The organism is Megasphaera hominis, from assembly GCF_014269395.1.
Taxonomy (GTDB): Bacteria; Bacillota; Negativicutes; order Veillonellales; family Megasphaeraceae; genus Megasphaera; species Megasphaera hominis.
Genome location: NZ_JACOGK010000019.1, coordinates 14128 through 35649, shown reverse-complemented (window position 1 = coordinate 35649; position 21522 = coordinate 14128). Strand labels below are relative to the sequence as shown.

20 protein-coding genes and 1 other annotated feature are annotated in these 21522 nt (G+C 52.0%); of the genes, 5 read left to right on the top strand and 15 right to left on the bottom strand.

The window, feature by feature from the left end; all coding sequences use genetic code 11:
- Positions 1-6 precede the first annotated feature (6 nt).
- A complete protein-coding gene (gene abc-f, locus H8J70_RS07435) occupies positions 7-1929 on the bottom strand; it encodes a ribosomal protection-like ABC-F family protein (RefSeq protein WP_186503247.1) in 1923 nt (640 codons plus the stop codon).
- Between the two features lie 8 nt (positions 1930-1937).
- The gene (locus tag H8J70_RS07430) at positions 1938-3140 is read right to left on the bottom strand and encodes a CaiB/BaiF CoA transferase family protein (protein ID WP_186503246.1); all 1203 of its coding nucleotides are present in this window, start codon (positions 3138-3140) and stop codon (positions 1938-1940) included.
- A gap of 112 nt (positions 3141-3252) precedes the next feature.
- On the opposite strand from H8J70_RS07430, the gene H8J70_RS07425 reads away from it, so the two are divergent.
- The 3 genes from H8J70_RS07425 to H8J70_RS07415 all read left to right on the top strand — a co-directional run bounded on the left by H8J70_RS07425 (position 3253) and on the right by H8J70_RS07415 (position 7426).
- Positions 3253-4194, top strand: a complete 942-nt coding sequence (locus H8J70_RS07425) for a carbon-nitrogen hydrolase family protein (protein ID WP_186503245.1) — start codon at positions 3253-3255, stop codon at positions 4192-4194.
- Positions 4195-4424: 230 nt separating this feature from the next.
- Positions 4425-4668, top strand: a binding site (T-box leader).
- Between the two features lie 90 nt (positions 4669-4758).
- Positions 4759-6039 carry an O-acetylhomoserine aminocarboxypropyltransferase/cysteine synthase family protein gene (locus tag H8J70_RS07420; protein ID WP_186503244.1) on the top strand — a complete coding sequence of 427 codons (1281 nt, stop codon included), beginning with the start codon at positions 4759-4761 and terminating at the stop codon, positions 6037-6039.
- Between the two features lie 67 nt (positions 6040-6106).
- Positions 6107-7426: a branched-chain amino acid transport system II carrier protein gene (locus H8J70_RS07415; protein ID WP_186503243.1), complete on the top strand. Its 1320-nt coding sequence runs from the start codon at positions 6107-6109 to the stop codon at positions 7424-7426.
- A 97-nt stretch (positions 7427-7523) separates the two neighbouring features.
- Here the strand turns inward: H8J70_RS07415 and H8J70_RS07410 are convergent, their stop codons facing one another.
- The 11 genes from H8J70_RS07410 to H8J70_RS07360 form a co-directional block, all read right to left on the bottom strand.
- Entirely contained in the window at positions 7524-7952 is a 429-nt protein-coding gene (locus H8J70_RS07410) for a universal stress protein (protein ID WP_186503241.1), read from the bottom strand.
- A 12-nt stretch (positions 7953-7964) separates the two neighbouring features.
- Positions 7965-8342 carry a fluoride efflux transporter CrcB gene (gene crcB / locus H8J70_RS07405; protein WP_186503239.1) on the bottom strand — a complete coding sequence of 126 codons (378 nt, stop codon included), beginning with the start codon at positions 8340-8342 and terminating at the stop codon, positions 7965-7967.
- 59 nt (positions 8343-8401) lie between these two features.
- Complete coding sequence (locus H8J70_RS07400; RefSeq protein WP_246415303.1) at positions 8402-9580, bottom strand: type II secretion system protein GspD; 1179 nt, start codon at positions 9578-9580, stop codon at positions 8402-8404.
- A complete protein-coding gene (locus H8J70_RS07395; RefSeq protein ID WP_222433626.1) occupies positions 9564-10169 on the bottom strand; it encodes a hypothetical protein in 606 nt (201 codons plus the stop codon). The genes H8J70_RS07400 and H8J70_RS07395 overlap by 17 nt, the downstream gene beginning before the upstream one ends.
- Positions 10153-11148 carry a UDP-glucose 4-epimerase GalE gene (gene galE / locus H8J70_RS07390; RefSeq protein ID WP_186503235.1) on the bottom strand — a complete coding sequence of 332 codons (996 nt, stop codon included), beginning with the start codon at positions 11146-11148 and terminating at the stop codon, positions 10153-10155. Before galE ends, H8J70_RS07395 begins: the two co-directional genes overlap by 17 nt.
- Positions 11149-11156: 8 nt before the next feature.
- Entirely contained in the window at positions 11157-12599 is a 1443-nt protein-coding gene (locus H8J70_RS07385; RefSeq protein WP_186503233.1) for a glucose-6-phosphate isomerase, read from the bottom strand.
- Positions 12600-12743: 144 nt separating this feature from the next.
- Positions 12744-13511 carry an amino acid ABC transporter ATP-binding protein gene (locus H8J70_RS07380; RefSeq protein WP_186503231.1) on the bottom strand — a complete coding sequence of 256 codons (768 nt, stop codon included), beginning with the start codon at positions 13509-13511 and terminating at the stop codon, positions 12744-12746.
- Between the two features lie 12 nt (positions 13512-13523).
- Positions 13524-14174 carry an amino acid ABC transporter permease gene (locus H8J70_RS07375; RefSeq protein ID WP_186503229.1) on the bottom strand — a complete coding sequence of 217 codons (651 nt, stop codon included), beginning with the start codon at positions 14172-14174 and terminating at the stop codon, positions 13524-13526.
- Between the two features lie 53 nt (positions 14175-14227).
- Positions 14228-15028, bottom strand: coding sequence for an amino acid ABC transporter substrate-binding protein (locus H8J70_RS07370; RefSeq protein ID WP_186503227.1), 801 nt, complete (start codon positions 15026-15028; stop codon positions 14228-14230).
- A gap of 20 nt (positions 15029-15048) precedes the next feature.
- Positions 15049-15849 (bottom strand): amino acid ABC transporter substrate-binding protein, encoded by an 801-nt coding sequence (locus tag H8J70_RS07365; protein ID WP_186503225.1) that lies wholly within the window; start codon positions 15847-15849, stop codon positions 15049-15051.
- A 157-nt stretch (positions 15850-16006) separates the two neighbouring features.
- Positions 16007-16507, bottom strand: coding sequence for a hypothetical protein (locus tag H8J70_RS07360; protein WP_186503223.1), 501 nt, complete (start codon positions 16505-16507; stop codon positions 16007-16009).
- Positions 16508-16654: 147 nt separating this feature from the next.
- On the opposite strand from H8J70_RS07360, the gene H8J70_RS07355 reads away from it, so the two are divergent.
- Complete coding sequence (locus H8J70_RS07355) at positions 16655-17374, top strand: GntR family transcriptional regulator (RefSeq protein ID WP_246415302.1); 720 nt, start codon at positions 16655-16657, stop codon at positions 17372-17374.
- Positions 17367-18230, top strand: coding sequence for an epoxyqueuosine reductase (locus H8J70_RS07350; protein WP_186503219.1), 864 nt, complete (start codon positions 17367-17369; stop codon positions 18228-18230). The genes H8J70_RS07355 and H8J70_RS07350 overlap by 8 nt, the downstream gene beginning before the upstream one ends.
- Before the next feature lie 36 nt (positions 18231-18266).
- On the opposite strand, the gene dnaB is transcribed toward H8J70_RS07350, so the two are convergent.
- Together dnaB and lonC are read right to left on the bottom strand one after the other, a co-directional pair.
- Complete coding sequence (gene dnaB, locus H8J70_RS07345) at positions 18267-19595, bottom strand: replicative DNA helicase (RefSeq protein WP_186503218.1); 1329 nt, start codon at positions 19593-19595, stop codon at positions 18267-18269.
- Between the two features lie 10 nt (positions 19596-19605).
- Positions 19606-21513 (bottom strand): Lon family ATP-dependent protease, encoded by a 1908-nt coding sequence (gene lonC, locus H8J70_RS07340; RefSeq protein ID WP_186503217.1) that lies wholly within the window; start codon positions 21511-21513, stop codon positions 19606-19608.
- Positions 21514-21522: the final 9 nt, after the last annotated feature.

Here is a 21522-nt window from a genome sequence, read left to right as displayed (position 1 = left end):
ATCACTTTACTCTGCTTCAGAAAGTTCTTCCCACTTTTCGTACGCAGCCTCCAGTTCAGCCTGGGTACGTTCGTAAAGTGCTGTCAGTTCCATGGCCCTTTCCGGGTCGGTCTGGTTTTCCGGCTGATTAAGCTGGAATTCGTACATCTTGGCCGTCGCTTCGAGCTCGGAAATCTTCATTTCTATCTTTTCCAATTGCCGCGTCGTGCCGTAGGACTGGGCCTTTTTCGCCGGCGGCGTGTGCCGCTGCGGTTCCGCTTCTTTCTTCGCTGCCTCTGCCTTAGAAGCTGCCGTCACAGTCTCTCCCTGTTCTGCTGCTTTTTGGGCAGCCAGTTCTTCTGCTTCCCGTTCTTTTTCCCGGTAATACGTGTAGTTGCCCAAATATTCGTGCAGCTGCTTAGCTTCAAGGACCAGCGTCCGGCTCGTAATCTTATCGAGGAAATAGCGGTCATGGGATACGACGAGATAGGTGCCGCCAAAATCGAGGAGCGCCTGTTCCAGAATTTCCCGCGTCGGAATATCGAGATGATTCGTCGGTTCGTCCAGGATGAGAAAATTCGGCCCCTGCAGGAATAACTTCAAGAGAGCCAGACGGGCCTGTTCACCACCGCTCAGGTTGCTCACGGTCTTAAAGACATCGTCACCTTGAAAGAGAAAACGGCCGAGGACGTTGCGCGCTTCGTCTTCGCTATAGCTGAATTCGTTCATCATTTCTTCGACGAGGGTCCAGTTTCCCTTAAGCTCCGTATGCTCCTGTGAGAAATAACCGATGTGGACGCGGCTGCCCAGGGTAATGTGGCCGTGGTCCGGCTCTTTTTCGCCCATAATCATGCGCAGCAGCGTCGTCTTGCCCGTACCGTTCGGCCCGATAAGGGATGCTGCTTCACCGCGCCGCAGGAGCAGGGACAAATGGGAAAAGAGTTCTTTATCGCCATAGCCGCCACAAATATCGTCGAGGACCAGAACCTTTTCGCCACAGCCTTCGGCCGGGGCAAAATGGAAGTGGAGCGTCGCATCTTCCGGTGCCAGTTCAATCCGTTCCAGGCGGTTCAGCTGGGACTGGCGGCCCCGGGCCTGCTTGGACTTGATACCGGCCTTATACTTGCGGATATATTCTTCCGTTTCTTTAATGTGTTCCTGCTGTTTATTGTAGGCACGTTCTAAGGCTTCCCGCCGTTCCCGGCTCTGTTTGATATAGCGCGTGTAATTGCCTTTATACTTGGTAATCGTACCATGGCTCATTTCCAAAATCCCTGTAGCTACGCGGTCTAGGAAATACCGGTCGTGGGACACGATAAGGATACCGCCGCCATAAGAAAGGAGATAGCCTTCAAGCCACTCCAGCATATCCATGTCCAGATGGTTCGTCGGTTCGTCCAAAAAGAGGTAATCCGGCCGCCGTACGAGGGCCCGGGCCAGATTAATACGCGTTTTCTGGCCGCCGGAAAAGCTCTGGACAGGCCGCGACCAGTCGGCTTCGGAAAAGCCCAGGCCCTGCACGATCTTATGGCTCATCGATTCGTAAGAAAAGCCGCCCAGCCATTCGAAACGCTCCTGCAGGCGGGCGTAGCGGTCCATGAGGGCTTCGTTATCCGGTTCTGCCTGCATCTGCTTTTCTGCGGCCTTCAGATTCTGCTCCAAATGACGCACATCCTGCCACGCTTCCGTAATCACGTCCCCTAAGGTAATAGTATCGGCGTAGGTAATATCCTGCTGCAGGTAGCCCACGCTTTCTCCTTCAGAAAGGACAAAGGCACCACTGTCATACTCTTCTTCCCCCATGAGACACTTGAGCAGCGTCGATTTGCCGGCGCCGTTGGCACCGATAAGGCCTAAGCGTTCACCGCGCCTGAGTTCAAAGGACACGTCATGAAAGACGACGTGAACGCCAAATGCTTTTGAAAGTTTTTGTACTTTTATGCTACCCAATTGTTTTTTTATCCTTTCTCGTGTTGTTCTACAATATGCTTTTCTTTCAGGGCTGCAATGGTCTTTTCATCGAGCCCGAGGACACCGGACAAAATGGCATCCGTATCTTCGCCTAGGAGCGGTGCCGCTTTGCGGACCGGTGTTTGCATCGTCGAAAATTTTGCCGGAAAACCGGGCATTTCCAAATCCCCTAAGACCGGATGATGCTGTGTTTCGATCATCCCCCGCGCCCGGATCTGCGGATGATTCACTAATTCATCGATGCCCAGCACCGGTGCCACCGGGACTGCAGCCCGGTCAAAGAGAGCCACGATGTCTGCCGTCGTGTGCTCCTTCATCCAAGCCGCCAGGATAGGCCGCAGTTCCTTATAGTTTTTGCGGCGCAGCGTATTTTCGGCAAAGCGCGGGTCCGACATGATGTCCATGCCCATAGCCGCCTGCATTCGTGAAAACTGTGTATTATTACCGGTCGCTACGGCCACGTAATCATCCTTGGTTTCATACATATCAAAGGGCGCCGATGCCGAGTGTTCATTGCCGGACCGTTCCGGTACGACACCGTTTAAGGTATATTGCATGACAAAATTTTCCAATACAGACATGGTCGTATCCATCATGGACACGTCGATGTACTGGCCTGCACCGGTATGATCACGCTGGTACAGGGCTGCCATGAGACAAAAGGCCATGTGGATGCCTGCGTTGGCATCGGCAATGGAAACGCCTACCTTGACCGGCGGCTGGTCTGGAAAGCCGGTCAGTCTGAGCAGGCCGCCCATGGCCTGGGCAATAATATCATACGCTGCCTTGTGGCAAAGGGGACCGCTTTGGCCAAAGCCGGAAATGGAGGCATAAATAATATCGTCCTTGACGGCCTTAGCCGCTTCATAGCCCAGGCCGAGACGGTCCATCGTGCCGGCAGAAAAATTTTCAATGACTACGTCACTTTTTTTCATGAGCTCCAGGGCGATACGTTTTCCTTCAGGACTCTTAAGGTCGAGGGTCAGGCTTTCCTTATTGCGGTTGAGATAGGCAAAGTAACCGCTTTCGCCGTTTTTAAAGGGCAGATAATGACGCGTATCGTCACCACTGCCGGGCCGTTCTATTTTTACTACCCTGGCCCCCAGGTCGGCCAGCAGCATCGTACAATACGGGCCAGAATATACATGCGTAAAGTCTAATATAAATAAATCTGAAAACGGATTTTTCATGATTAAGATTCACCTCAACGTATAGTATAACATAGATTTCCCTTGCTACCCAGGCGTATACCTATGTTATAATACTCCTGTAACCTACACTTAGCTTAGGAGGGGATAGAGCATGAAAAATTTAAAGAAAAATTTACGGGCTGCACTCGTACAGGCGTCGCCTATTATGTTTGATAAACGGGCGACGACAGAAAAGGTCATCAGGCAAATTCACGAAGCCGGACAAAACGGCGCTGAGCTGATTGTCTTTCCGGAATCGATTATCCCTTGCTATCCCTACGGACTGACCTTCGGCTTCACTGTAGGCAGCCGCAATAATACGGGCCGGCAGGATTGGAAAAAATATTATGACAACGCCGTCCTCGTACCTGACGATACGGCAGGCATTGCCGCTGCCGCCAAAAAGGCCCAGGCCTATGTGAGCATTGGCGTCACAGAACGGGATCATCAAACGTGCTCTCTCTATTGCACCAATCTGATCTTCTCACCGGAAGGCGAACTCGTATCGGTACACCGGAAAATTAAGCCGACCGGTTCGGAACGCTATATTTGGGCAGATTCCCACGTACCGGAAACGTATTTCCCCGTCGTCGATACGCCGTGGGGCGCTATGGGCAGCCTCATTTGCTGGGAAAACTACATGCCCTTAGCCCGCGTAGCGCTCTATGAAAAAGGTGTTTCCCTCTATTTGGCCCCCAATACCAACGACAACCCGGAATGGCAGGACACGATCAAACACATTGCCATTGAAGGCCATTGCTTCGTCTTCAACGTCGATCAGTACTTCACGCGTGACCAGTACCCGCAGGATCTCCTGGAACAGGACGAAATCAGCCGCCTGAAAGAAGAAACCTGCTCGGGTGGTACGTGCCTCATCGATCCCTATGGCCACTATGTCACGGAGCCCGTATGGAACAAGGAAGCCATTATCTATGCCGACCTTGATCTCGATATGGTACCCATGAGCCGTATGGAATTCGATGCAACAGGCCATTATTCCCGTCCGGACATCCTTGAATTCTACGTCAATGATTACGACGACGAACTTGAATAAATATCCATTTTCTTTTTACTCCCCTGCTTAACCAGGGGAGTTTTTCTTTTTTCTAGAATGAAATTTTTTTATTTTTTCTGACCAACGTTCCTCTCTATATTATATATACATCTATGGGCCTGCCAGCAAGTATATGTTGCAGAACGAAATTCTACGTATTTTCAAGTTTTTTACAAAAAACCATTTGACAAATGACAGCGTACATGGTAGACTTACGTCAACAACTTGATAGTGTTGCAATGAAGAGAAGAGTACATGACGAGGAACGGCACAGAGAGCTCCTGAATGGTGAAAGGGAGACCGCAACAACTCATGGAAGATGGCCTCAGAGCAGATTGGTCGAATAATTTAGACCGTCCGGGCGCACCCGTTACAGTGCTACGGTATTCAGGACTTCGGTCTGCGTACCTGAAGAGGTCTGGCTTGTGAAAGCCAGATGAAATTGGGTGGTATCACGGTGCTTCCGTCCCTTACAGAGGGGATGGAGGCTTTTTTTATTACAACACACCTTTTCAAGTGAATTTTATCTTTCTACATTTTATCATTCACAGGGGGAATCATATTATGAGCAAAAACTACAAATTCGAAACATTACAGCAGCATGCAGGCCAGGTACCCGATCCTACGACAGGCGCACGTGCCGTACCTATTTACCAGACGACGAGCTATGTATTTGACAACACGCAGGATGGCGAAGACCAGTTCGCCTTGAAAAAACCGGGCTTCATCTATTCCCGTCTGGCTAACCCGACGTGGGATGTCCTGGAAAAACGCGTTGCCGCTCTCGAAGGCGGTACAGCTGCGTTGGCCACAGCTACAGGCGCCGCTGCTATTTCCCTTTCGTTGATCAACCTGGCTGGTGCCGGTGATGAAATCGTTGCCGCTCCGACGCTCTACGGTGGCACGATTGAATTGTTCAGCGATACGTTCAAACACCTGGGCATTTCCGTAAAATTCGCCAATCCCGATGACCCGCAGTCCTTTGCTGCCGCCATTACGGACAAGACGAAAGCCGTGTACCTCGAAAGCCTGGGCAACCCGGCCATCAACATTCCGGATTTTGAAGCCATTGCCGAAATCGCTCATAAAAACGGTATCCCCGTTCTCGTAGATAATACCTTCGCTACACCGTATCTCTTCCGTCCCTTTGAACACGGCTGCGATATCGTCCTCCATTCGGCAACGAAATTCATCGGCGGCCATGGCACGACCTTAGGCGGTGTCATCGTAGAAAAAGGCGACTTCGACTGGGAAGGCTCGGGCCGTTTCCCCGATTTCGTCAATCCGGACGAATCCTACGGCGGCATCAGCTTTGCCAAAGACGTACCGGGTGCCGGCTTCGTAACCCGCGTTCGCGCCAAATACCTGCGTGACCTCGGCGCATCCCTGAGCCCGTTCAACGCCTGGCTCCTCATCCAGGGCCTGGAAACCTTGTCCCTGCGCGTCGAACGTCACGTCGCCAACGCCCAGAAGGTTGCCGCTTTCCTGGAAAACCATCCGAAGGTCGCAAAAGTAAACTATCCGTCCCTGCCGAGCTCGCCGTACTATAAACTGGCTCAGAAGTATTTCCCGAAGGGCACAGGCTCCATCTTCTCCTTCGAACTGAAAGATGGCTATGCAGCTGCCCGTAAGTTCATCGATTCGGCAGAAATCTTCTCTGACCTGGCTAACGTAGGCGATTCCAAATCCCTGCTCGTACATCCGGCATCGACAACACATCAGCAGCTGACGCCGGAAGCTCTCGTCGCAGCTGGCATCACATCCGGTACCATCCGCATCTCCATTGGTCTGGAAAATGTCGATGATCTTCTCGCTGATATCGAACAGGCTCTGGAAAAAGCATAAGACCCAGTTCTACCACCGGCGATTTGCACTGACGCAGATCGCCGGTTTTCTTTTAGGAGGCTTCACTATGACGCAAAACACGACTACCCATACAAACAGGCCGCGCCTGCAGGACATCTTTATTTTGGGCTTTGCCTTCTTTGCCACGTATTTTGGTGCCGGCAACCTTATCTTTCCGCCGCAGCTGGGCCTGAATAGTGGCACGGAATTCATCGCCGGCTTATCGGGCCTGACCCTTTCCGGCATTTTCCTGCCTATCTTTACGCTCATCGTCATCGGCCTGAACGGTGATGTTCATGCCATTACGGACCGGGTCGGCAAATATACGTACAACGTCCTCTTGGCCGCCCTCATGATCGTCTGTACCTTCGTTTCTATTCCCCGTACGGCTGCCACAGCCATCCAATTAGGTATACAGGGAAACATTCCGGCAGCGCCTTTTATTCCCTTGGTCATTTTATATTTTGTCATTTCCTATTTCTTCGTTGCCGACCCCAATAACGTCATGGATCGCATGGGCAAGTACCTGACGCCGCTTTTAGCGCTCATTCTCGTCGTCATCGCCATTGCCGGCGTCGTCTCGCCGTTAGGTACGCCTGTAGACCCGGCCGTACCCAATCCCTTCGTCAATGCCTTCTTAGGCGGCTATAATACAGGCGATGTCCTGGTCAGCTTCATCATGGCCGCCGTCTTCATCCAGTCTATCCGTAGCAAAGGCTACCAGACGATTAAACAGCGCAATACCTGCCTCATCTACTGCGGCATCGTCGCCTTCGTCCTGCTCTTCGTCATTTACGGTTCTCTCCTCTACATGGGGGCCTGCGTCAGCGGCGACTATCCCCAGACCATCGGCCGGGCAGAGCTCCTAGTCGCCATTATCAGCCGCTTCGGCAGCGCCGTCATGATTCCCATGGGCGTGGCCGTCGTCCTGGCCTGCCTCACGACGGCCATTGGCCAGGTCGCTGCTGTAGCCCAGTTTACGAGCGGGTTTTCCCGCAAAGCGAGCTACAAGAAAATGGCTATACTTTGCTCGTGCCTGTCGGCTCTTACAGCTCTCTTAGGCGTCGATGGTATCGTAACCTACGTCGGCTGGGTGTACAGTATTTCCTATCCGCCTTGTCTGGCGCTCCTCGTGCTGGGTGTCCTTGCCAAGGTTACACCCAACAACGGTGCCTGCAAAGGGGCGGTCTACCTGGTTACGCTCTATGCGCTCATAGAAGCCTTGCCGTTCCTCTCTGATCTGGCCATTGCCAAGGCAATCGTCGCGGCTACACCGCTTTCTGCCTATGGCTTCGGCTGGGTAGTCCCATTCATCGCCGGCTACATCACAGGTGCCCTTATCGGTGCCGTTGCCGGCAAGCGTTCTGACGCTACGGCCCAGGCCTGAGCTACAGTATTTCACACAAAAGCCTGTCTTGATATTATCAAGGCAGGCTTTTGTGCGTCATTCAAACCTGTAAGGTACAGGCAAAAACGCGCTGTATTTATTTAACGACCAGGACCGGACAGTGGGAATGCTGTACGACATGCAGGCAGACCGAGCCGATGAGAATTTCCTTTAAGCGGCTCAGTCCATGGTTGCCCATGACGATCAAATCACAGCCCCTGTCCGTTGCGACACGCAGGATTTCCGGCCCGGGCGTCCCATCCAGGGACAAATACTCCGGTTCCACGCCGGACGGAATGTAGCACGAATAGTAACTGGCCAGCTGGCTTTCCCGTTTTTCTCCCGCTGGAGAAACCTGTTCCGGATCTTGCCGTTCCAAACGGGCCACGACAGAGACGAGAGGTGCTACCTGCAGGATAATCAGCTTGCTCTGAAAGACCTGGGCCAGCATAGCCCCTTGCCGGACGGCCCGGATAGACGCCGGCGACGCGTCGACCGGCACGAGAATGCATTGGTATTGGTTCATCAAGAAAACTCCTTACATAGCAGAGTTGCCGACAGTGACGCCCAGCCAGCAGGCGATAAAGCCGCCGACGACATTTAAGGTCAGATAGAGGAGGGCCGATGTAAATTCCCCACTGCGTGCAAAGGTTAAAAGTTCCATGTTATACGTTGAAAAGGTTGTAAAACCGCCTAGCACACCGGTTACAAGCAATAATTTGCAAACTGGTGACAGATTACTATGGGCTTCAAAAAACACGAATAGCAGGCCGATGAGAAACGATCCGATGACGTTTGCCAGTACGGTACCGTAAGGGAAAATCGTCCCGCCATGGGCGTTGCTGAACTGGGTCAGCAAATAACGGCAGGCAGCGCCGATACCGCCGCCCAAAGCCACAAACAATACTTTTTCCATACTAAAGGGTTATCTCCTTTCTATGCTAAAGCCCATAGTAGCAAATTGTTTCTCTTCTGTCAATACGACAAACGCCCGGCTTTTGCCTCTCCCGGAAGGGGGCTGCTTCCTGCCACCTTCGCCCGTACGAGGATGACGACCTCCGTCTCTTTTTCCGACTTGTACCGGTGCCGGAACAGGCCTCCCAAAAGAGGCAGATCGCCTAACAGCGGTACCTTGCGCAGGTTCTCGATCTGTTCCCTGTTGATGAGGCCGCCAATGAGCAGGTCCTGGCCGGGACGCATGCGCACTTCTGTATCGGCCCGCCGCGTCGTAATCCTGTAAGCTTTTAGGTCCGGCACCAGCACGGGCGTGCTGACTTCAGCTTTAAGCCGCGCCGTCACGCTGCCATCAGCATGGATACGGGGCGTATAGCTCAGCTTGATACCGGCATCCTCGTATTCCGTCTTCAGTGCTACTTCCCCATCAGAAATATGTTCTGTAAGGACAGGAATGCGGTCACCAATCAGAATTTGTGCTTCTTTGCCATTGCCGGTCAGCAAGTGGGGCCGTGCCAGGATTTTGGCCTTGCCCTGGCTCTCTAAAGCATGCAGCTGCGCTTCATAGACGAAATGCTCCGTATGGCCGGGGCCGGCCGATAAGGCAGACCAGTTCCAGGCCACACCTAGCTCCTTCATAGCGTCCTTGTTTAAAGAGAGGATTTCCACTTCTACATCGACCTGCCGGATGGGCACATCCAATTCTTTTACGAGCTTGTCAAGGGCCGCCGCTTCCTGCGTAGTGCCGCCAAAAACCAGGGAATTCGTATCGCCATGGCTGCGGATTGCATCTTCTGCTACGAGAGCTGCCGCTGCCTTGCGCACCGTTTCCGGGTCTGCATACTGGAGCTGCCACGTATAACTCCTGTGGGCATGCGTGTTTTCCCGGCCTGCCGTAATGACCGCCATATTGCCCTGCCGGCTGTAGAGCAAATTCTGACTGGACGCAATGACCTCAATGGCTTCTTCAGCCGTTACGTCGGCCAGTTCCATGGTCAGCAGCCCTTCTACGGTGTCATTGATGATCAGATTCATATTTTCACTGCGTGCCAGGCCGGCCAATACGGTACGCACGGGTACATCATGAACGCGTACATCCAGCGCCTCTGCCGGCCCTGCAGACAGGGCCAAAAAGCCCGCCAAAATGCCTGTTGTCACATACTTGTACATACGCTTGCCACTCCTATAGATAGATTTCATATGTTTCCCCCTGCCGCGTGAGACCTACGGCATCGTGGCGCACGTAGGTCACGTAATAGCCGCCGATCGTATCGCCCGGGCCGCAGGCCTTGGTCGTCGCAGAGCTTTTTAAAATGACCAGGCCCAGGCTGCCCTGGCGGATGAAACCGCACACCTCGGGCAGCGGTTCTGCTTTGGCCTGGCGGGCAGGGTCTGTACGCCCGTCTTTCCACGGCGGTTTTACTCCGGGAGAGGTTTCTTTCTGCTCCGGAGCGGCCGCCTTTGTGCCTGTTTCTGTGGCGCCAGAAAACAGGTCTCCCAGGGGTTTTCTGCGGAGCGTCCCGGCCAGGCTGTATACCGGCCGGCCGGCGGTGGTCTTTTCTATAGCGCTGCTCGTTTGGTCAGAAGACGAAAAAGCGGGAGAAAGAGAACGCGTTGCGATCTCTTTCTCCCGTATGGTTTCCTGCCGGTCTGTAGGTCCATCCCACAAAAACCAGACGCCTGCCAAAAAGAGCAGGATTGCCCCGTACGGGAGCCACGTTTTCGTGTGATGAACTGTATAGTTCCGTATCCATTCCAAACAAGCAGCGCTTTTATTTCGTATCCCCATAGCCGTGCTCATGGGTATGATGCCAGCGCCAGGCATCAGCCATAATCGTCTCTACACTACTGTGCGTTGGTTTCCAGCCCGTAACGGCCTGGATTTTGGCCGAACTGGCAATCAGTATGGCCGGATCGCCGGCACGCCGCGGCGCTTCTTCGACAGCAAACTCGCGGCCCGTTACCTTCTTTGCCGCGTCGATCATTTGCCGTACGCTCATGCCCTGCTGCGTACCGAGGTTGAAGTATTGGGACTCGCCGCCGCCGGCCAGGTACTCGAGTACCCGCACGTGGGCTGCTGCCAAATCCGTAACGTGGATATAGTCGCGGATACACGTGCCATCCGGCGTAGGATAGTCCGTACCAAAAATTTTAATGCTCTTACGCTGCCCCAGAGCCGTTTGTAAAATGAGCGGAATCAAATGGGTTTCCGGCGTATGATCTTCACCGATGGTCCCATCGGCAGCCGCTCCGGCAGCATTGAAGTAGCGCAAGGCTACATAGCGCAGGCCATACGCCCGGCTAAACTGGGCCAGCATGTGCTCGATCATGAGCTTCGTCTGTCCGTAGACGTTAGTCGGTGCATAAGGCATGTCTTCTGTAATCGGCGTTTGTTCCGGCTCCCCATAGACGGCGGCCGTCGAAGAAAAGACGACGTACGGCACATGGGCCTGACGGATTGCTTCTAACAGGTAATACGTACCGACCACATTGTTATCGTAATAGATGGTCGGATTTTCCATCGATTCGCCAACCTGGCTATGGGCAGCAAAATGCATGACTGCTTCGATGTGTTCTTCTATGAGGAGCTGGCGTACAGCGTCCACATGATGAATGTCTTCTGTAATCAGGCGGACATCACCGGGAACAGCTCCCCTGTGACCGCGGGAAAGGTTATCGAGAACGATCACCGTGTGTCCTTTTTCTCGCAGTGCCCGTACGGTATGACTGCCAATATACCCGGCACCACCTGTAACCAGTATCTTCAAATCAGATCCTACCTTTCTTGTAATTTCTTCAGCCGGCCACTGAGGAAACGCTTATATACTTCAACACCGGGCTGATTAAAGGCATCGACATTGGCGAATTCGCCTTCATAGGCAATAGACCAGCACAGCATAAACATGAGCTCGCCCAGATAAAACGCATTTAATTCGGGCAAGATGTAATTTGCACTGGGACGGCCATCGCCGAGGAGTGCTTCGGCATTAGCACTACGGGCTGCTTCCAAAATACTGCTCAATGGCAGGCCGCTAAAGGAAGCCAGTTTTTCATAATCATCGTACATATGGGGCACGATGAGATCATCGGCCCATTTCCGGATAGAAACGAACTGGACAATCTTGTCCTTAGGCCCTTCCTGATGTTCCTGTGTCTGGGCGTGCATGTCCGTCGTACCGACAGCCACGATGGGCGTACGGCCGTAATTGACGATATGACCTTGTTTGTCGAGCCGTTTGCCCAGGGATTCTGCCAGAAGCTGGATATACCATTCCGACAGGGATTTCAGGTTGTCCGCATAAGGCATGAGGACTTCCAGGTCCCGGCCATGACGGGCACCGGCTAAATATTTCAGCACACTGTTGAGGAGCGCCGGGTTTTCACGGATATTATCGCTCTTGCAGGCCTGGTCGGCTTCCTTTGCTCCGTCGAGGAAGGCCCGGATATCAAAGCCCACGAGGGCGCCTACAATGAGACCTACTTCAGAAAAGACGCTGAAGCGGCCACCGACGCCATCGGGTACGTAGAAAATGGGCCAGCCGGCTTTGCGGGCCATGCCGTGCAGGAGTGTTTCCTTGTCGCCTTCGTGCGGATCCGTAACGGCTACCGTGTCTACGCTGATGCCGGCGTCACTGAGAGCCTGTTTTAAGACCATGTAGTTAGACATCGGTTCAATGGTAGAACCGGACTTAGAGATGATGACCGCCATGACGGTATAGCCGGGCTTCACACTGCCGGCAGCACGCAGGGTCTGGATCAGGCCCGTCAGCTTATGGGAATCTACGTTATTGCCGGCAAAAAATACCTGCGGGTATCCGTTCCGTTCTGCCTGGCTCTTCAAATTCCAAAATTCGCCGCACTGCACATCAAAAAGGACTTTACCACCCAAATAGGAGCCGCCAATGCCAAAGAAAACGACAGCATCGACATGATTGCGAACCTGTCTGCCTAATTCTTCCAAGGCCATAATCCGTTCCGGATTATTAATATTGCCTTCCACAATATACGGAAGCTGTGGAAAAAGCACCATTTCCGGTTCGCCGTCCTTAGACAGATGGCCAGCAACAGTCCCGGTCTTACGCATGGTCTGCATAGAAGCGTGTGCTTTTTCATATACAGGCGCAAATTCTGCTACTTCTTGTTCCGTTATTAATTGATCCGGACCATATAAATTGCTGAAATCTAAAATCAGCCCGGATTTTAACGTAATCTCTGCCATACTATTCACTGCCTTTCGAGGTTATTGCTTACTTTCCTATTATAACATAAATAGAATAAGATAGGGATATGCTTACTTGTAAAAGATCTGTATACATCAAAAAATCCGTACAGGAAAATCCTGTACGGAATCGTTTTTTTTTTCTTAGAAACGAAGCATCGACTGGAGAAAGCTCTTGGTCCGTTCGTTTTCGGGATGTTCAAAAATCTGATCAGGCGTGCCGTCTTCCTGCACGATGCCTTCAGCCATAAAGAGAACCCGGTCAGAGACCTCTTTGGCAAAGGCCATTTCGTGGGTAACGATGATCATGGTCATATTTTCATCGGCCAGCTGTTTAATAGTCCGCAATACTTCACCGGTCAGTTCCGGATCCAAGGCCGATGTCGGTTCGTCAAAGAGCATGATATCCGGATTCATGGCCAGGGCCCGGGCAATGGCTACACGCTGTTTCTGCCCGCCCGAAAGCTGGGATGGATAGGCATCCTTCTTTGACCAAAGGCCTACGCGTTTTAAGAGGGATTCGGCTATGGGCATAATTTCGTCCGTCTTCATACCCTTTACCACACGCGGCGCTTCCAAAATATTTTCCAGCACCGTCATGTGCGGAAAGAGATTAAAGTGCTGGAACACCATGCCCATGCGGCGGCAAATGGCCCGTACCTGAGAGGCCGGCGCATAGACGGCCTTTGAGCTGCCCGCCGGGGTGCTGACCATGGTCTGTCCATCGACGATGATTTCGCCTTTATTGATCGTTTCCAGCTGACAGAGGCAGCGCAGGAAGGTACTTTTACCGCTGCCCGACGGGCCGATGATGGAAACCACTTCGCCGGCATCCATGTGCAGCGTCACGTCCTTCAGGACTTCTAAGCTGCCAAATTGTTTACGTATATGGTTCATTTCAACAAAGCTCATGACTATGCCTCCTTATTCATCGTATACAGCGTAGCGTTTTTCCAGATAGCCAAAGAAACGGGTCAGGATAAACGTGAAGAAGAGGTAGAACGCCGCAGCGACGATAAAGGCTGTCGTATCGAAGTCGCGCTGTACGATGGACCGCGTCAGACGCAGAATGTCGTTCATGGCCAGGATGTATACCAAGGACGTATCCTTCAAGAGGTTGATCGTTTCGTTGGCTACTGGCGGCAAGACGCGCTTGATGACCTGCGGCAGGACGATGCGGCGCATTGTCTGGATATAATTCATACCCAAAACCTTGGCCCCTTCATACTGCCCCTTATCGATAGACTGAATGCCACCGCGGAAAATTTCGGCAAAGTAGGCCGCATAGTTGAGGACGAAGGCGATGATGGCAGCCGGGAAATCAGACAGGCGCAGGCCTTCAATAATGAACGGCAGGCCGTAATAGATAAAGAGGATCTGCAGCATGAGCGGCGTACCACGCATGATGTAGATATACATATACATAAAACGGCTCAACGGTTTAATACTGGAAATACGGGCGATCGACATGAGAATACCCAAGGGCAGGCTCAGGACGATGGTAATGACAAAAATCTTTAACGTAACCTGCAGGCCAACGGCTACGGCAGGTATAATATTCAACAGATAATCCATAGTGCACTTCCTTTTCTTCCCTAAAAAATGAGGGACCGCAGTCCCTCATTGTATTAGTTCACTTTGACTGTAATGTCTTCATTAAACCACTTCTGGGATAATTTGGTCAGCGTACCATCATCACTCATATCCTTCAGTACGCCATTGAGTTTATCCAAAAGCAGCGTATCTTCCTTGCGCAGACCGACGCCGAACTGTTCATCACCCATCTTGTCATCGATGACCTTGAACTGGCCCGGTTTCTTGGCCATATAGTAACGGCCGACAACGCTATCGACGAGGACACCATCAATACGGCCCAATTCCAAATCCATGAAGGCTGCTACGAAGTCACCGTATTTCTTCACTTCTTGAAGGGAATTTTTAAATTCTGTATTTTTATCGAGGGCATCGATAGAGCTGCTGCCATCCTGCGTGCCTACGACCTTCCCGGCCAGACCTGCCCGGTCCGTGATGGGGGAATCAGCGCGCACGACGAGAAGCTGTGCATTATTCATATACGGTTTGGAATAGGCAATTTTCTTGGCCCGGTCTTCCGTAATGGTGAGGCCGTTCCAAAGCATATCTACCTGCTTGCTTTGCAGGGCTGCTTCCTTGCTGTCCCAATCAATCGGTTTGAATTCTACAGGTACACCCAGGCGCTTCGATGCTTCCTTGGCCAGGTCAATATCAAACCCTACCAGCTCGCCTGCTTCATTCCGGAACCCCATAGGCGGGAAATTATCGTCCAAGCCGATGACGATTTTATCAGGCATCTTTTGTGCTGCTGATTTGTCGTCACTGCCGCAGCCGCTGATCAAGGCCACTGTCGTTACTGCCAAAGTACCTGCGAGTATTGCTTTTTTCCAATTCATGCGCGTATTCCTCCTGTACGTTACATGGAAATATCCATACCGAACCATTTTTCAGAGATTTTCTTACTGGTTCCGTCATTATGCATATCTTCCAACACCTTATCTAATTTCGCTTTCAGCGCCGTATCTTCCTTACGCATACCTACGCCGCTGGGAATATCCGGATAGCCCACATCGATAATCCGGAAATTCGCTTTGTTCTTATTCATGAAATAGGCAGCTGTCGTCTTCGCTACGACGACGGCATCAATACGGCCTACTTCAAGATCCATAAAGCTCGTCACGTTATCGGAATACTGCTTGAGTTCTTTGAAGGAATCACGCAGTTCCGGTTCCTGATTGATAGCTTCCAGGCCTGTGCTGCCCTGCTGGGTACCCACGATTTTACCAGCCAGATCGGCTTTGCCCTGAATAGGAGAATCGGCCCGGACCAAAAGGATCTGCGGCCCGTTTTCATAAGGCCGGGAGAAGAGGATTTTCTTTTCCCGTTCCGGTGTAATGGAAAGGCCGTTCCAAATGGCATCGATCTTCTTGCTGTTCAGCTCTGTTTCCTTGCTGTCCCAGTCGATGGGCTTAAATTCAACGTCCATATTGAGCCGTTTTGCCGCTTCTTTAGCCATATCGATATCAAAGCCTACGAGATCCCCGTTTTCGTCATGAAAGCCAAAAGGCGGAAAATTATCATCCAAGCCAATGACAATCTTATGGCTATCCCCTGTAGCAGATGTATCTGCCTTTTTATCTGTGCTGCCGCAACCGGCCAGCAGACCTGCTGCTACGGTTACGAGACCGGCCGTTATATATTTCTTCCAATTTGTCATTTGATCGCCCCTCTATCTGCGTCTGCGACGCTATGGATATATCAATCAATGCCTATATTTTACTTTATTTCGTTAAAATAATAAAGTGTTAAAGGTATACAGAATTCTCATAGGAAAAAGCCGTCTTATTCATCTTAGTACATCTGCCTTTGTACGTTTACTCCCCGTCATCAGCCTTAGCCTGTTCTTCCTTAATGCGGTCCATGATTTCCTGCTTGCTCTGACGGGATAAGAATTGTAAGTGCACGGGCAAAATGGCCAGGCCGCCATCTTCAGCAGCGCCAAGCTGTATTTCTTTCCAGTTATCGGCAATTTCAAAGATATCGCCATAGCGCACAAAAACCAGATTGCGGTCACTGTGTATTTGTTCATCTGTAAATTCCTGTAACGACATGAACTGACGCCGGACGATCAGCCCCTTTTCCGTGACATAGCAAATGATATCACGCTGCCGGTCAATGCGCCAAAGGCAAAAGATAAGGACAGCAATATTATCCAACCGGGCCATCAATGTAGGTTCTGCCAGCATGAGCCAGAAAAACCAGGCGCCGACAACGGTAAATACGAGTTGCATAAAGACAGAAAACCACTTTGAATTTTCATACGTTTTTTCTACGCTGCCACAGCCAAACCGCTGGCGTATTTCTTCTTTTTTCATGCTTTACGCCTCCTTATCCGTTTTTCGCATACCTGTGCAGTTCTATTATACCATATTCGCGTGCTCCTGACGGAGCCTGCCCTGGCCGGTACGGCATATGGTATAATACAGAGAGAAACACGCGGCGCGGAAGGAGGCCTTATGTCCATGGAGTATAAACATCAGTCCTTGCAGATACAAGTATACAAAACGATTAAAAAGCGGCTCCTCGATCAGGTATATGCCAGCGGCCAAGTACTGAGCGAACGGAAGCTGGCTGCGGAGTTGCAGATCAGCCGGACACCGGTCCGGCGGGCCATTCTGGAGCTGCAAAAAGAAGGCTGGGTCCAGTACCTGCCCCATCGCGGCATCCTGATCAAAGATCTGGGAATGAAGGACCTGAAAAACATCTTCCAAATCCGCACAGCCTTGGAAAAGCTGGCCGTCCAGCTGGCGTGTGAGCATATTACAGCCGACCAGTTGGACGTGCTCCGCCAGACAGTACAGCAACAGCTGTATAAATACAAGCGCAGTCACGCAGCGCCGGATTATCAGGAATTTATCCGCTACGATACAGAATTTCACAACACGATTATCGAATCGAGTGGCAATCTCATGCTGCGCACGCTCATTGAAGAAATGCGTGACAAAATCAAGCGTACCGGCATTAACTCCCTGTACAGCCGGCGCAGCCGCTGTGCAGAAGCGGCAGAAGAGCATGCCCACATACTCGCCGCCTTAGAACGGCACGACGCCCAGGCCGCCGGCCAGGCTATGGAAAAACATCTGGATATTTGTTATATCACAGCCTATGATTACATTCGCCGCCAGGACGCTGCCGCAGCCTTGCAGCAACAGGAAGAAATCCGGGGAGATACGTATGAATAGTACCTTTATTAAAGAATATGCCGCCCAGCTGGGGCTTACCTGTACGGGTATTGCTCCGGCCCATTTGCCAGAACCGGCCATAGCGGCGCCCGTTTGCCCCCTGGCCAGTGGCTACGGCCCTGAACGCTACGATCTGACAGGCCTTTTGCCTGGCTGCCAGGCTGCCGTCGTCGTTCTCTTCCCCTATTCTCTGCCTGAAGTAAAGCCGGCCAATTTATCTCTCTACTGCCAGCTGCCCGATTACCACCTCATCGTACCGGCGTACTTAGAAAAGATTGCTGCCCGCCTGGCCGGCCTGGGCGGTACACAGCGTGCGATTGCTGACACATCGCCCCTGACAGAACGGCTGTTAGCCGTCCAGGCCGGCCTGGGCTTTGTCGGTGACAACCAGTGCCTCATTCATCCGGTCTACGGCTCGTACTGCTTTATCGGCGCCGTCCTGACTACCCTGCCCTTAGACCCGGATGCACCCAATCAGGGCGAATGTCTCCATTGCGGTGCCTGCTACCGCCATTGTCCCGGCGCCTGCCTTTCTAAAGACGGCTATGTATACGAGCGCTGCAAATCCTATGTGACCCAAAAAAAAGGCGATCTCTCGCCGGAGGAATGTGCCATTATCCGCCAGACGCCCTTGATTTTCGGCTGCGACGAATGCCAGCGCGTGTGTCCCCATAATGCAGCGGTTCCGGAGACGCCTATCGCGGAGTTTCACCAAAGCCGTCTGCCCTTTTTGACAGAAGCAGACCTAGAGGGCCTGACAAACAAGCAATTCCGCAGCGCCTATGGGACCTATCCCTTTGCCTGGCGCGGCAAAAAAATTCTCTTACGCAACCTGGATATTACACAGGGCAAATAACAATCCCCCTCCTGCAGTGGCCGGAGGGGGATTCGTTTATGGACCTTCTACAGGAGTCAGATCTTCAAAGAGGGTACATTCACTCTTGAAGAAGAGCTTGACCGTATCGGTCGGACCATTACGGTGCTTGGCAATAATGACTTCTGTAATATTCGGATTTTCTGTTTCTTTGTTGTAATAGGCTTCCCGGTAGAGGAAGGATACGATATCCGCATCCTGTTCGAGAGCCCCTGATTCACGCAAGTCACTGAGCATAGGCCGCTTATCCTGACGGCTTTCTACACTACGGCTCAGCTGGGACAAGGCGATGAGAGGCACGTTCAGTTCCCGGGCTAAGGCCTTGAGGGAACGGGAAATCTCTGAAATTTCCTGTTGCCGGCTTTCCGGATTACGCCCCTGCATGAGCTGCAGATAGTCGACGATGATCAAATCCAGGCCGTGCTCCGATTTCAGGCGCCGGGCCTTAGAGCGCATTTCCTGAACGGAAATGCCCGGTGTATCGTCGATATAAATAGGCGCTTCGTAAAGGAGGCTGCAGGCATCCGTCAAGGCATTCCATTCCGGTCCTTGCTGCAGCTGGCCTGTACGGAGCTTCTGGGAATCCAGTTTGGATAGCTGGCAAAGCATACGCTGAACCAGCTGTTCCTTGCTCATTTCGAGAGAGAAGAAGGCTACTGTCTTATGCTGTTTAACGCCTACGTTATTCGCAATATTCAAGGTAAACGCCGTCTTGCCCATACTAGGCCGGGCGGCGACCAAAATCAAGTCAGACGGTTGAAAGCCCGACGTAAGCTTGTCCAGATCCGTAAATCCCGATCTTAAACCCGTAAAGCCTATCTTCGTCTGGGAAAGGAGGGTTATCTTATCCATGGTCTTTTCGACGATGGACGCTACAGGAGCAAAATCACTGTTTTTCTTATTTTCTGCCAAATGGAATATCTTCCGTTCGGCCTCATCAATGAGGTCTTCTGCATCCTTGCTGCCGTTATACGCTTCAGCGCTCAAATCGGAACAGGCCGTGATGAGTTCCCGTACCATGGCCTTTTCTTTGACAATATTGGCATGGTATTCTACATTCGCTGCTGTTGCCACTAAATTGGGCAGGCTGAGGACGTATTCCAGGCCACCGGCTGCATCGAGTTTTTTCATACGCCGCAACTCTTCCGGAAGGGTGATCAGATCAATTTCCTTGTTTTCCCGGTGCAAATGCTCCATGGCCTCAAAAATGATGCGGTGCACATCCCGGTAAAAATCATGGGCCTCTAATATTTCCATAGCCGAAATGACGGCATTATGTTCCAGCATCATAGCGCCTAAAACGGCCTGTTCCGCTTCTACGTTTTGCGGTGGAATACGTTGTTCCATAACTTCGCTCCTACTTCACTAACATGACGGCGAGGACATCTTCAATGGTCCGGGCACAGTGAATGGTCAGATTCAAATGATTGTCCGGAATATCCCGCCGGTTTTCTTCCGGTATAATAATCCCTTTCATACCGGCCTGCCGGGCACCATAGGCTTTTTCAAAAACGCCGCCTACAGGCTTTACCAGGCCCTGTACGGAAATTTCTCCCGTCAGGGCAATATCCTGCCGCACGGCCTGGCCGGTGACGGCGGAAATCAATGCCGTCGTAATGGCGCAGCCCGCTGAAGGGCCGTCTATATTGCCGCCACCGACGAAATTGATATTAATATCATAATCAGAAAGCTCCTGCCCGGTTACACGGCGCACCACAGCGGCCGCATTAAACATGGAGTCCTTGGCCATGGAGCCGGCCGTATCGTTAAAACGAAAATAGCCCTTTCCCTGTGTACGGGCCGGAAATGCAACGGCTTCTATTTCTAAGGCCGAGCCCAAAAAGCCGGCAACGCCCAGGCCGAATACCTTGCCTACAGCCGGTTCAGACGAAGCCTTTTCCGTTACGTACGGCACGAGACGGCTGATTTGGGCAACGCGGTTTACCAGATCCTTCGTCAGAACCAGATTATCCTTGCTTCCGGCGCGGAAAACGGCCAGGCCATACGTATCGGCCAAGATGTTGATGGCCTTTCGGCCTTCAATGGTAAAGGTACTGATCAGCTCAGCTACGCCGTCTTCCATGACAGCCCCCAGCTCTTTCGCCGCATTGCGGACGATTTCCTGAATATCTGCCGGTACGAGAGGTTCAAAATAAATTTCTGCACAACGCGAACGGATAGCCGGATTAATTTCCGACGGATCCCGTGTAGTCGCCCCGATGAGGACAAAGTCAGCCGGCGCCCCTTCGGCAAAGAGCTTGCGGATATACGCCGGAATATTGGGGTCCGATTCGTCGTAATAGGCAGATTCAAACTTTACACGCTTATCTTCCAAAACTTTCAAGAGCTTGTTGAGGAGCATCGGGTCCATTTCGCCGATTTCATCGATAAAGAGAATGCCCCCATGTGCTTCCGTCACCAGGCCCGGCTTGGGTTCAGGAATCCCCGTATCCGCCAGGTCGTGCCGGGCGCCCTGATAAATCGGGTCGTGCACGGAGCCGATGAGAGGGTTCGTCATGTCCCGGGAATCCCAGCGCAGCGTAGTCCCGTCGGTTTCTACAAAGGGCGCATCGGGACCAAAGGGCGTAAAGGGCAGCTTTTTTGCTTCATTGAGCACAATACGGGCTGCCGTCGTCTTGCCTACACCCGGCGGGCCGTAGAGGAGCAAATGCTGGGGATAGACGGAAGCGAGTTTGCTTTCCATAGCTTCCACAGCCCGGTCCTGGCCGACAATAGCGCGCAGCGTTTGCGGCCGTACGCGCTGCATAACCGATTCGGTCAAGTGGACCGTATCGAGTTTTTCCAGTTCTTCCAGTTTTTCTTTCGTTTGTGGTGTTTCTACATCATGCAGTTCTTCCTTAATGAGCTGCATTTTGATTTCCTGAACGTACTCCTGTTGCTTTTCTTCCATACGCTGGGTGATTTTCTTTTCCAGCCGTTCTTCTACAGCCTGACGGGCCAACATTTCAGCCAGTACCGCTTCCATTTCATTCAGGACATCAACTACTTCATCGTCCGTTGGGATTTTATCGTAAGAAGCATCTTCATAGATCAGTCGCTGCAAGCCCACCAAACGATGGCGTGGATCTTCAGAATGAACATAAGCCAGGGCGGAAAACTTGCTCGCCCGGAGAACCATTTTTTCCGGGCCAATTAGTCCCGTAAACGCACCGTATAAGACATTGACCTGACGGCGCAGTTCTTCTTCTGCCGTCGGTTCCAAGTACTTATGACGCTGCAGCAGTTTATCTAATAATTCTTTCATACGCGTATC